The following is a 13,242-nucleotide window of genomic DNA, read 5'->3' on the forward strand; positions in this document are numbered from 1 at the left end:
GATCGATTCGCCGCAGTCAACCAGACCGTCGTTGTTGCCCAGACCGTCATTGATAACATGATCGTCATAGATCACGAACGGCCCATCCGGTGCGATGATTTGCACCGTGGAAATATATGGTTCTCTATTTTGTGCCGTGATGACGATATCGGCCAGCGCCGGGCTGTCAAACGGGGTAAGGGCCACATTGACCATGCCTGAGCCATCGACATACCCTGCGCCGTGCAGGGCACCATTGACACTGATGCCGACATAAGAGCCGGGATCGGCATGAACGGCGAATGAAGTTGCCGTCAATAATACCGTAGCATCATGGGTGATATTATTCTGGGTCGGAATACCGAGATAGGTCATAACCGAGGGGTCGCCCATCAGGGTGTATATTTCCCAGTAGTATTGAACACGGCTGCCGCCGGCCGTTACGGCCAGGTTGCCGGCGAAAATAATGGCGCCATTGGTCACGAAATGATATTGTTCGGTCTCGCCATGATCATGGAAGACGCCATCATAGGCACCCTGGGTAGTCTGTTCGTAGGTCGGGCCGGTAGCCACGACCGGGCCGTAACCGACTCCCCAATAATAATCTTCGTACCAGTAAGTGGAATTGGTGCCGCCGATATAGCCAATGCCGCCCTTGCCTGCCACCTGCAGGAAAGCCTCACCAAAACAGGGGGTGGATTCGCTGAAGGTGTTGGACAGACAGCAGTTACCGATACCGAGGAGATATTTGTGATAATTCTGGAGTCCAGGTATATCGCTGGTAACAAATGGAGGATCGGCATGGCCCACATGGCTGCAGTGCGCCGTATAATTATATAATCCGACACCATCACTCACTGTCTGAATAATGGCCGCTGCGGCGCCGGATGCATCCGAGGCGGGGTAAAGCCAGACATTGGGATTAATACCATGATCCAGATTAAAATAAAGATTAGTGCCGTAGTTAATCTGGCCATTACCGTGAGTTGCAGCATAGGTACCATCAACGCCGGATACAAGAGTGACTTCCTGAAGGTATGACGGGTCCGGCATTTCGTATTTTTCATATTCCAGAGTTTTATCGATTTGAGGCTGCAATTGAGTCGTATTTTGGGCCGAAAAGCGACCATAATAGATTTCCGGAAGATTATCGCCGGTCAATTCGCAATATTTCAGGTCGGTCACATGAGAGCCGGCCGAACCCGACCAGGTCGGAACTTGCGCGACATCACCGACAAACAACACAAATGAAGGGGCCGGATCTTCCGGCGTGCCGGCATTATATAAGCTGCTGATGTGGTTCTTTATAGCTGTGGTGGAAGTTCCGATTATGTCGGTGTATGAGGTTATAACGGTAAATCCCTTCTTTGTTTTCCACTCAATAAACGGCTGGAGCTGTGTCTCAAACATCCGATCGGCAATAATGAGATATTTTACCGGATATTTTACGAGGTTAAAAAAATCAGATTTCGTGGAGGATATAAATCCTTCATAATTGGTCAATTGATCATAGACCGGTTCAAAGAAGGGTGAATAACTCTTTTCCCAGATCGATTCGGTTTCGGCCCAATCAGGATTTTGATAAGTTACCCTGATCGTCAGGTTTTGATATACCCGGATTTTGTTTTCGGACGGGCTGTATTCCACCGGGGCGATGGAAATCCGGGCCACCCGAACACCTCTCATAACGCCTTCAATGGCCGTTTCCGCCATTGGCAAAGCGTAATATCCGCTGGTGGAATAGACACTGCGATCATATTCAAAGGGAACCGAGGCGGGGTCATCCGATTTGGAAATAGACGGCTGGGCAGGGATAATCGGGTCAATTATACCCAGGTCGGTAAGGGAGATTTCTTCGATGTTGTAGTCGATAATCTCCGCCGTCAATTCGCAGCCGAAAGGAATGGATAAGACCTTGTTAGCAATCGGCAGATTGGGTTCGCCGATATTAAATGAGCGGCCCAATCCGGGAATCTTAGCCAGGGTAAAATTCCCTTCCGGTGTCGTTACAGAATAAAAGTTAATTTCGCCGACTTCAAGTTGCAGGGTGAGTCCGGTCATATCTTGATTAATGAGGTTTACGCCGGACGGTGACTTGCTCAGTTCGACAGATTGGTCAGCCGTTGCCATGCCAGCAAATCCCATGCTGAGTATAACGGCCAGCCAGAATCCCATTACCAACCTTTTCAAAGCATCCTCCACCTTCTGAAGGTTTTTGGTTAGCTCTCCTTACATTCAGTCTATAAAAAGCCCGGACATCAAGGGTAAAAATTGCAGAAATGACGGGCGTAGTTATAAGTATATGTTAAGCAATGGGTACAAGAAAAGTCATAGAAGTAATAAATACTCTCTTTAATGTGGTTTGTGCTTAGCTGTACCTCTTCTAATATACAGTATAATATTTTGATTTTTAGTGTCAAGATATAAATTATCCCGGCGTCTATTATTAATCATTGTTTATCATCCGGTTCGGAATGAAATCAGGACCGAAAATGGGTTGTCGGATCTAATTGCTGCCTCCTCCGGCGCCGCAGTCAATATTCCACTGCTCGCAATTGCAGCAATTACACTCGGTTCCCACATTGTAGAGATAGGAAATCATGCATGTGACATCCAGCAAATTCATCAGACAATCACAATTGCAGTCGGCATTGCAGACAGGTGCCGGGCCGCTTTTATAGAGGTAGTTGATAATAAAAACGGCATCGAGAAGATTAAGGTATCCGCTGCAGTCGGCATCGCCGGCGGACGACAGGCAATTTTGAAGAACCGTAACGGAACCGTTTGAAATACCTACCTGAGTTGTGTCGAGATAAGGATGGAGACTGTCGATCACCATGGTATCGGCAGGAGGACCGCCCACCTCCTCCCAGGTCTTACAGATAGTGTCGCCGGGGTACCAGGCGATGCAATTGTACCATAATGTGTCATAGTAAAGTTCATAATTCAGCCCGATGGTCTGCCCCTTTTCATTGGAAAAACAAAAGTCATAAATATTTGCCATTATCTCTATTGAGGCGGTCTGAGTCTGGGCCGTATCGGGCAAATCGCCGATATCGACCAGGATCTTGATCAGCGGTATTTTGCCTGTCTGCGGATAACCGATGCCATGCACAATGGGCATCTGGATGGTGTTGGCCATGGCCTGTATTTCAAGGCCGGATTCATAAGCGGTATCGACGCTGATAAACTGCCAACCCGAAGTCAGCGTCCCGGTGGTATCGCAATTAACGGTATTAAATTGAATCAGATCGGGGCGGTCGGTTACGAATGTTAATTCGAAAGCGACTACAGAATCTATATAATTCCGCATATAAATCGGAATGGCGACATTCTGGCGGCCTTCGCGGGCACTTATTTCGGAAACATTCACATCCAGAATATAGAATTGGGCAAAAGCAGAAGAGGCGAAGCAAAGGACGATTATAATAAATGACAATGGCGTTAAGATAACTGTTCTAAGGGACTTACGACTTATCGGCATAGACTCCTCCATGCTGTTTTATTCGGAATCTTGATGTTAATCCCTTAGCAATCAGGCAAGTATAAATCTTTCCCCAATATTTTCAATTGCAGAAAATTATGTCTAACACTATAAAATACGGAATAATAGAATTCTGTCAAGTGTCAAATTACGTAACAGTCTCCGAAATTTATTAGCAAAATACCTTTGATTCTTAGAAGTTTGGCCTTCTATCAATCTGTTATTTGCAATTGTTATTTCCAGGGAGCATGTGGTTTCTTACACTCTTTTAATACAAATAATAGTTGGTTGACAGAATCCATATTTTGGATATATTCTACTAATAGGAATAAATATGATTCTTGCCTTTAACTAGTGACTTTAAGTACGAAAATATGGCCGATAATGGTTGTAATGGCTTGAAAGCGGCCGGCAAAGATATTCAGGAATTAGATGAGAAAGGGCTGAAAATGTCGCATTTTTCCTTCACGGGCAGGCCGATCAAGTCGGCAGAGCTTATTTTGATTGGGTGTCTATTGATCCTGTTAATTGTTCCGCAATCTGTGCTGGGACAGCTTTCAAAGCAGGAAATTGAAGCACTTCAGCAACAGGCACTTGATGAAGACTGGACATTTTCTGTTGGTGAGAATCAGGCCACTCAATATTCTCTTGATCAACTGTGCGGTCTCAAGGAACCGCTCAATTGGCGGGAAAATGCCGTTTTCGACCCGATGACCGAAAAAATGCTGCTACCTGCGGCCTTTGACTGGCGGGATTCCACCACTCTTCCTCCGGCCAGAAATCAGGGCGGCTGTGGCAGCTGTTGGGCGTTTGGAACGATGGGCCCGCTGGAATGCAATATTAAATTAAAGGATAATGTGCTCGTCGATCTTTCGGAGCAATGGCTGGTCAGTTGTAATCAGGACGGCTGGGATTGTGCCGGGGGATGGTGGGCCCATGATTATCATCAGTGGAAAACCGATCCCTGCGGTGGTACGGGAGCGGTCTATGAAGCCGATTTTCCATATACGGCCACAAATGGCACCTGCAATTGCCCTTATGATCATCATTATTTAATCGATGGCTGGGCATATGTCGGGAGTTCCTATGGAGTGCCATCTATAGATGCCATGAAACAGGCGATCATGCTGCATGGCCCGATAAGTGTCGCCGTAATTTCCAACAGTGCCATGCAGGCATATAATGGGGGTGTTTTTAATTCCTGTGCCACCGGTGATGTCAATCATGGCGTTACTCTGGTCGGTTGGGATGACAGCCAGGGGACATCAGGTGTCTGGATTATGCGAAATTCCTGGGGAACCGGCTGGGGTGAAGAGGGCGGCTATATGCGAATCCAATACGGCTGCTCCAGTATCGGATACGGTGCCTGTTATATTAATTACCCCGGATCAAAAAATATTTCGTTTGATTATCCTGACGGTGTTCCGACGAATGTGGCGTACGGCCAGGTGACTTCGTTTGAAGTGGTTGTCAGCGGGGTTGGAGGCGCCATCCCGATTCCGAATACCGGGCGACTCTATTATTCGATCAATAATGGAATCCCGCAAAACAAGACCATGACGCAGTTGACCACCAATCATTACCAGGCTAACCTTCCGATTTTATCCTGCGGCGATCGAATCAGTTTTTATGTCAGTGTTGAGGAGATGACCGACGGGACCTATTTTAATCCCGATCCCTCATCGCCTTTTGAGGCTTTTGGAGTCGGTGATTCAGCCGTTGTTTTTGAAGATAATTTCGAGACCGACCAGGGTTGGATTGTGACCAGTACGGCCACGGCGGGGGTATGGTCGCGAGGAATTCCGGCCGGACTCGGTGATCGCGGCGATCCCACGGTTGATTTCGATGGTTCCGGGCGGTGCTATTTGACCGGCAACAGCGCCGGGGATTCCGATGTCGATGGCGGCAATACGATACTAATTTCGCCGACCTTCGATCTGTCGGGAGGTGAGGGACAGATACATTATGCTTTCTGGTATTCCAATGATTTCGGAAACGCACCCAACAGTGACACATTTAAGGTCTTTATTTCCAATAACAACGGCGCGAGCTGGACATTGCTGGAGAATATCGGGCCTGTCGAAGAAGCTTCCGGTGGATGGTACGAACATACTATCTGGGCCTCCGATTACATTGCCCTTACAGATCAAATGAAGCTCAATTTCAATGCTTCCGATGCCGGGTCCGGGTCGGTGGTCGAAGCCGCGGTCGATGATATCCGGGTAAAAATGTTTTCGTGCGGAACTCCGGGGCCGCATATCACCACGATTTCTTTGCCGGAGTGGACAGTCGAGAGGCCATATTCTCAGCAGCTTGAGGCTTCGGGCGGAACCGGCCTTTTAACCTGGAGCGATAAATTTGATGATCTTGCCGGGACCGGTCTGTTACTATCATCGAGCGGGCTGCTCTCGGGGGCACCGTCTGCGACCGGGGCAATTTCATTTACGGCCATGGTTACGGATGAAGAGCTTGTGACGGGCGAGAAAATGTTATCGGTCAATATCAACCCGCATGTGAATGTTACCACTTCAACACTTCCCGCATGGACCCAGGGTCAGGTTTATTACCAGGATCTTGCAGCCGCCGGCGGCACCGGGGCATACAACTGGGGCGACAAGAACTCCGGTCTGGTTGGTACAGGACTGGCTGTTGCGGATGAAGGTAATATCTCCGGGGTTCCGACGACGGTCGGCGTCCTGAATTTCATTGCTGTAGTCAACGATGGCTGCGGGGATGAAGGTGAGGCGCCGCTTTCGGTCACCATCAATCCGGCGGTGTCGGTCGAAACGGAATCGATGCCTGATGCCACCGAGGGATTACCCTATTCGAGTCAACTCGAGACGACCGGAGGGACCGGCGAAGTTATCTGGGCCGATAAGAATAATGATCTTGACAGGAGCGGCTTGACATTATCGCCTGATGGCCTGATCAATGGGACGCCGCCGACAATTATGACGATAACATTTACGGCACAGGCGCAGGATATAACGGGCAGCAGTGACGAGCAGGTCCTGACACTCGAGATCGGTCCGGCCTGGATATGCGGTGATGCCGATGGTTCCGGCGCGATCAATCTGCTGGATGCCACGTTTATTGTCAGTTATATGTACAAAGGCGGGGCGGAACCGGCCGCTATGCAGTCGGCCGATGTCGATAACTCGGGCGCCGTTAACCTGCTTGATGTGACGCGGATGATTGCCTTCCTGTACAAGAGCGGCCCGGCGCTTGACTGCGGCTTATAAATTTTTTGGGGATAAGAGGAAAGGGCCGGTAATATTCCGGCCCTTTTTTATGGCTGGAATTTATTTTACTTGCAGCTTTTGCGGAGAATATGGTTAATCGAATCGGATGTAATATAATTATGTGACATTGATGGCGGGTTTAATTCCACATCAAATTCATCATCATTTACCATAATATCTTCCACAAAACCACTCCTTCTAGGTAACATAGAGTAAGGTTTGTAATAAAGGTATGCATACAGACATGAATATGTGTGCCCAAGAACAAAACTCGAACGACAGATTGTTTCTTCGATGTAACTAATCGAGTCTAGAATTCTTAAGAAATATCCCATAGTACTATCGATTCCCGAATTAGAAAACGCTATTTCTGCATCCCCCAATACCGGTCTCATTAAACGCCTTTCCATGTTTTCAATTCCGTTGGAATATGTTTTTATATAAGAATCTGCACGAATTTGATCGACAGGATATGAATTTTGTGAGAGCAATAAAATCACTGTCAGGATTATTAGAATAATTTCGTTGAGTCGTTTCATAATTTACTACATTTCCCAAATAATATATCCGGGACAGGCAGCTTGCCTGTCCCGGCACCCCGCACACTATTTCTCCGCCAGTTCATCCTGGTGCTTTTCTGCCTTGCTGATTAAGTCCATTAGCTGGACTATGTCTTCGGAGTCATGCTCGACGAAGACTTGTTTGGCCAGGTCGAACACGGCAGAGAGTTTTGACCCCTTCGCCCAATATGATTTTCTCAAAATCTCGGCGAACTCGGCTGCGGTTGCGGCCAGTCTGAAATCGACCGAAGCATTTTCAAAGCGCTCACCGAAATCGTTGCGCATGATCTGTCTATTAATTTCAGTCACGTTGTTGTCATCCGGGTCCTTGTAACGGATAAAAATGGTCCCGATATGACTCGACCTTGCGAATTTATGAAACTTGATTTCGTATAGTGCCGTCACCTGATGCCCCGAGCCGATTTCACCGCCGTCCTCTTTGTCGTCGCGGAACTTGTCGTCATCGAGGTCCCGGTTTTCATAGCCGAGCAGGCGGTAGCTGCTGACCGTGTTCGAGTCGAAATCGACCTGAATTTTGACATCGCGAGCGATGACCTGCAATGTTCCGGTCAGATTGTCGAGAAAGATCTTTTTGGCTTCTTCGAAATCATCGACATAGGCATAAAAGCCGTTGCCTTTATTGCCCAGTTTTTCCATCAGGATATCATTAAAGTTGCCCATGCCGAAACCGACCGTGGTCAGCGTGATGCCTTTATCGGCATAGCTTTTAATCTGCTTGAGAATCTGATCCGGCCCGGTAACGCCGACATTGGCGACCCCATCGGAGCAGAGAATTATCCGGTTGATTTTGCCTTTCTCGAACATCTTGTCGGCCATCTGATAACCGAGGCGGATGCCTTCTTCGGCATTGGTGGCGCCATCGGGAACCAGCCATTCGATGGCCGTCAGAATTTTTTCCTTTTCGTTGATTGAAGTCGGCTCGAGAATGACTCTGCCGGATGAACCATAGACGACGATACCGACCTGATCCTTCGAATTGAGATTATCGACCAGCATACGGAGCGATTTTCTGACCAGGCCGAGGCGGTCCTCACGACCCATTGAGCCGGAGACATCGATTACAAAAACCAGATTGGCCGGCTTGCGGTTTTCTGGTCGGATATCGAAGCCCTTGATGCCGATTCGCAGAAGCTGGCAGTTCTGACCGAAAATCGACGGGGCGCCCTCGATATGGACGGCAAACGGGCCATTTTCGGGCGAAGCATAGTTATACTTGAAATGATTGACAAATTCCTCGGTGCGGATGGCCTCATTGGGCGGCAGTTCACCACGCTCGAGGTAGGAGCGGGCCATTATGAAAGAGGCGTCATCGACATCGACCGCAAAGGTGGAAAGATGGTCATCTTCGGTATCGACAAAAGGATTGACGCCATAATTTTTGAAAAACATGGCATCGAAGGCTTCGCCGTTGACAATCTGTGTCCCGCCGTGCGCGGGGGGGTAATACGCGGCCTCGTTACAACGACCGGCCTTCTTTGAAGCCTCAATTGCCATCGGTACAGCCATTTGGCTGGTCACCGAGAATCTGTCAATCTGGTCTTTTTCCGCGGTAACTTTGATAATTTTACTCAGATCCGCGACGCTTTGCTCCATTTTGACGTCTTGCTCGGTAACAAGATCGACCAGGACCGAGACTTCAGTTATTTCAATGGTCTGGTAGCCAAGGGCCGTGAATTTGAGAGAATATTTCCCGGGTTGGACATTTTCAATAACAAATTTCCCATCCGGGCCGGTCATGGCGCCCTGAGTGCTGCCGACAATCATAACCGACGCTCCCGGAATGGGTTTGCCGGTTAATTTGTCGGTGACGGTGCCTTTGATTTTGCCGGTGGTTCCGGCAGTGATAATGAGGGGGAGCAGGGCCAGCAGGGCCATGACAATCATTATGCCTGTGAATGCTTTTGCCTTCATTTTCCTGACCTCCTGAAATTGATGTTGGTTTTGAACTTCTGATTGGATTACAGGCCGGGGCCGAAAATCTTCCCAAAAAACATGATTGTTGATTTGATTATTTATATTATATTTGGAAAAAGGCGATTTTTCCGGGGAGTGACATCGAAATCAAGACCGCATTTTCGGATTCCTGGGTGGACTCGGCTTCTATTAAACTGATGAATATTTGGCTATATATTTGAATCGCTATATAAGGTATGATGACCCCGAATAATAACATAATTACAGGGGGCGGCTGTTTCCGGCTGATTTTATTCAAGTTATGAATCAATTTGAATCTGCAGAATTATTCAGGCGAGCCATGTCGGCTGTTCCATATCGATTCAGTTTAATCGATATAAACAGCTACCTGGTTGAAATAACCAATATTGCCGGAAGTGAGAGCCTGTCCGGCTCAAGAACCTGCTATGACCTGAATCATAATGCGGATCAGCCTTGTGCGAATTCCGGGCTGGCCTGCCCGTTGGAAATCATCAGGAGTACCGGAAAGCCCGTTGTCGTGGAACATATTCATGTCGATGATAAGGGACAATCAATTATTGAAGAGGTTCACGGATATCCTGTCTTCGACGAAAACAGAGCAGTGACCCATATAATCGAAATTGTGCAGGATAGTGTTCTGCATAAATTGACCGACAGAGCGCTGAGCGACAGCGAGGAGCGTTTCCGGGTGGCTCTTAAAAACTCCAATATAGAAGTCTATAATCAGGATCGCGAGCTGAGATATATATGGATATATAATCCACAGCTCGGATTTCGCCCGGAAGAGATTATCGGCAGAACCGATGATGATTTCCTTGCCCTGCAGGAGGCCGCCAAATTGCGAGAGTTGAAGAAAGGGGTTCTTGACAGCGGCAACGGGCTTCGTGAAGAGATTTGTCTGACGATCAAAGGAAAGACTCGTTATTTTGATTTAACAGTGGAGCCGCTTCATGATGAGAATGGCGCTATAGTCGGCATAACCGGGGCCTCGATGGATATAACCCAGAGCAAGCAGGCCGAATCCAGGCTGAGGCTTACGGCGCAGATTCTTGATCGCCTGAACCAGCTTGAGGGGATCACCGATACCATCAAAGACATATTATTCATGATAAGGGATTTTACCGGCTTTGAAGCGGTGGCAATAAGATTGAAGGAAGGGGATGATTACCCTTATTATGTCGCCAATGGTTTTCCGGAGTTTTTTGTTGAGGCAGAAAGATATCTCTGTCAATATAATTCGAACGGACAGCCGGAACGCGATGCCGAAGGAAACGTTCTTCTTGAATGCATGTGCGGCAATATCATCGCCGGTCGGACCGATCCCAAATACTCATTTTTCACCAAAGGCGGCAGCTTCTGGACCAACAGCACCACTAAATTGCTGGCCACGACCACAGATGAAGATCGGCAGACCCGGACCCGCAACCGCTGCAACGGGGAGGGATATGAATCGGTGGCCTTGATTCCGCTGATTTCGGAGGCACATCCGATCGGGTTGCTGCAGCTCAATGATCGCCGCAAAGGGATGTTCACAATTGATCTGATTGAATTTTTCGAGCGGATCGGGAACAGTATCGGGATCGCTCTCTCTCAAAAGCAATCGGCCAATGCGCTTGTTGCCGAAAAGGAGAAGGCCGAAAGGTATCTCAATGCGGCCGGCATTATTATGGTTTCGATAGATTCCGGCCAAAAAATCACCCTGATAAATAAGAGGGGCTGCCTGATCCTGGGATATGATGAAGATGAGTTAATCGGCAAAAGATGGTTTGACATATGTATTCCGGAAAAGGATCGGAAGAGTGTCCAGGAATTCCTGGATGAGATAACTTCAGGCGACAGTGATGATATAAGAATCGATGAGTACCCGATTGTAACGAAGAACGGTGAAGAAAGGATATTCGCCTGGTACCACACCCTGGTTCGTAATGGCTCCAATGTAGTCTGCGGGATATTGATTTCGGGTGTTGACATCACCGAACAAAAGAAGGCAGAGGATGCGCTGCACTTAAGTGAGGAAAGATACGCGAGGGCGCAGCGGGCCGCCAATATCGGAAGCTGGGACTGGAATATTGTAACAGGTGATCTGCACTGGTCCGACCGGATTGAGCCGATTTTTGGATTTGGAGAGGGCGAATTTGGCGCGACTTATGAGGCCTTTCTTAAGTGCATTCATCCCGATGATCGACAGCTGGTAACTGATGCCGTAAATGCCTGTGTCAGAAATGGTCGTGACTATGATATCGAACATCGAATTGTCTGGCCGGATGGAACGATCAGATGGGTTTTTGAAACCGGCGATGTGGTAAGAAACGGCGACGGTGAAGCTGTCCGTATGCTTGGCATCGTGAAGGATATTACCATCCGCAAAAAGGCCGAGGAGGCGCTGCAAAGATATCAGGAGGAACTTGAAGAACGGGTCAATGAGAGAACCCTGGAGCTGGCCAATTCCACCGAGCAGTTAAAAATAGAGCGGGAAGCTCTGGAGCGGAAGAATATAGCGCTGCGGGAAATCCTCGATCAGATTGATAATGAGAAAAGGTCGATTAAGGAACAGATTACTGCCAATGTGGAGCAGCTGATTATGCCGACGTTGCGGAGACTGAAGGAATCCTCGCACCAGTCCAAGGCAAGGACGTTTGAAATTCTCGAGAAGGATATAGCCGACATTACATCACCGTTCATTGACACGCTAAAACACAACCTGGCCAAACTATCGCCGCGGGAAATGGAAATTTGCAGTCTGATTAAAAATGGTTTTTCAAGCAAAGATATCGCTTCGGCCCTCAACAGTTCGGTACAGACTGTTCAAAAACAGCGAAAGATAATCCGAAAAAAGCTTGGAATATCGAATAAAAGCATCAATCTGACCACTTTTCTTAAAAGCAGCGAGTTCTCGGAAAAAAATAAATATAATGATATAAAATAATCCTGGCTCAAAAATACAATTATATATCCTTCCATTTTGCACAATCAGGCATGTAATTTGAAGCCGGCAAACCGTAACTCTTTATTAAATATACATTTAAGTATGTATTGTGTGGGGTATTGCGGATACCCATTTGCTCACCAATAATACCCTCTTGACTATTTATAAAAAAGCGATTTTTTGTGCTTAATTCTTGACGGGCGTTTCCAGATTTGGATTTTCGAGCGCCAAAGCTCAAAAAAAGGCCAGAGTTGCTTACAGCGAGATTCCAATTTGGAAAATCGTACGGGCGCCCGGAAGAGAAAGAATAAATGGGGCCGGGGGTGAGGCGGACAGGGGCTCAAAAGAATCTGCCTCACCTCCAACAAGTCTGCTGCAACTAAAGGAAAAATCGAAACAGGAATTTATAGGGAGAGCAGCTATGATTGAAAAAGACTCAGTCGTTTTGGTTCAGGCGGATTCTGATCATAATGAGGCACAAACCAGGGAAATCGTAAGAAAAATCAAAAATGGGAATAAAGAGGCATTTTCGGAAATAGTAAAGTTGTATCGCAATCAGGTGGCGGCCCTGGCTTACAAGGTAGTCAATGACTATGATGATGCCGCGGATGTTGTTCAAGACGTCTTTGTAAAAACAAGCCAAAACATATGGCGCTATGACGAGAATAAAAAATTTTATACCTGGCTTTATCGCATCACGCTTAATGCATCAATAGATTATCTCCGGAAGCACCGGCGCCATCAGCATGAAGCTATAGACGAGGTCAGGGACAGGGCCGATTCGCGCGCGGCTACGCCCGATGCCGTTTATCGAAAAGAGCAGTTGAATCAGCATTTGTCAGAGGCTATCGCATCATTGACGGGAAAACAGCGCTCGGCTTTTATACTCCGCGATGTCGATGGTTGTCATATTAAACATGTTTCGGACATTATGAATATGCCCGAAGCAACCGTGAGGTGGTACCTGTATCGGGCCAGGCAGACGATCAAAAGGGATTTAATGGTTCGATGCCCTCAATTGCTGTTTGCGATAGGACTGAAGTGAATTGAATCGTGAAAATTAATCAGGGAAGAAAAATAGCATAAACCCAGGGG

6 protein-coding genes are annotated in these 13,242 nt (G+C 47.6%); 3 read left to right on the forward strand and 3 right to left on the reverse strand.

Going from position 1 to position 13,242, the window contains the following annotated elements:
• Positions 1-2,154 (reverse strand): Gingipain R (locus CVT49_03865; GenBank protein ID PKK84275.1); only part of this gene is annotated, 2,154 nt, incomplete at its 3' end.
• A 331-nt stretch (positions 2,155-2,485) separates the two neighbouring features.
• Positions 2,486-3,463, reverse strand: coding sequence for a hypothetical protein (locus tag CVT49_03870; GenBank protein PKK84276.1), 978 nt, complete (start codon positions 3,461-3,463; stop codon positions 2,486-2,488).
• Between the two features lie 374 nt (positions 3,464-3,837).
• On the opposite strand from CVT49_03870, the gene CVT49_03875 reads away from it, so the two are divergent.
• The gene (locus CVT49_03875) at positions 3,838-6,705 is read left to right on the forward strand and encodes a hypothetical protein (protein ID PKK84277.1); all 2,868 of its coding nucleotides are present in this window, start codon (positions 3,838-3,840) and stop codon (positions 6,703-6,705) included.
• 605 nt (positions 6,706-7,310) lie between these two features.
• On the opposite strand, the gene CVT49_03880 is transcribed toward CVT49_03875, so the two are convergent.
• Positions 7,311-9,197 carry a hypothetical protein gene (locus CVT49_03880; protein PKK84278.1) on the reverse strand — a complete coding sequence of 629 codons (1,887 nt, stop codon included), beginning with the start codon at positions 9,195-9,197 and terminating at the stop codon, positions 7,311-7,313.
• 304 nt (positions 9,198-9,501) lie between these two features.
• Between CVT49_03880 and CVT49_03885 the strand changes: the two genes are divergently transcribed.
• Together CVT49_03885 and CVT49_03890 are read left to right on the forward strand one after the other, a co-directional pair.
• Positions 9,502-12,147: a hypothetical protein gene (locus tag CVT49_03885; GenBank protein PKK84279.1), complete on the forward strand. Its 2,646-nt coding sequence runs from the start codon at positions 9,502-9,504 to the stop codon at positions 12,145-12,147.
• A 421-nt stretch (positions 12,148-12,568) separates the two neighbouring features.
• On the forward strand, positions 12,569-13,192 hold the full coding sequence (locus CVT49_03890; GenBank protein ID PKK84280.1) for a hypothetical protein: 624 nt from the start codon (positions 12,569-12,571) through the stop codon (positions 13,190-13,192).
• Positions 13,193-13,242: the final 50 nt, after the last annotated feature.

The organism is candidate division Zixibacteria bacterium HGW-Zixibacteria-1 (genome assembly GCA_002838945.1).
Taxonomy (GTDB): domain Bacteria; phylum Zixibacteria; class MSB-5A5; order GN15; family PGXB01; genus PGXB01.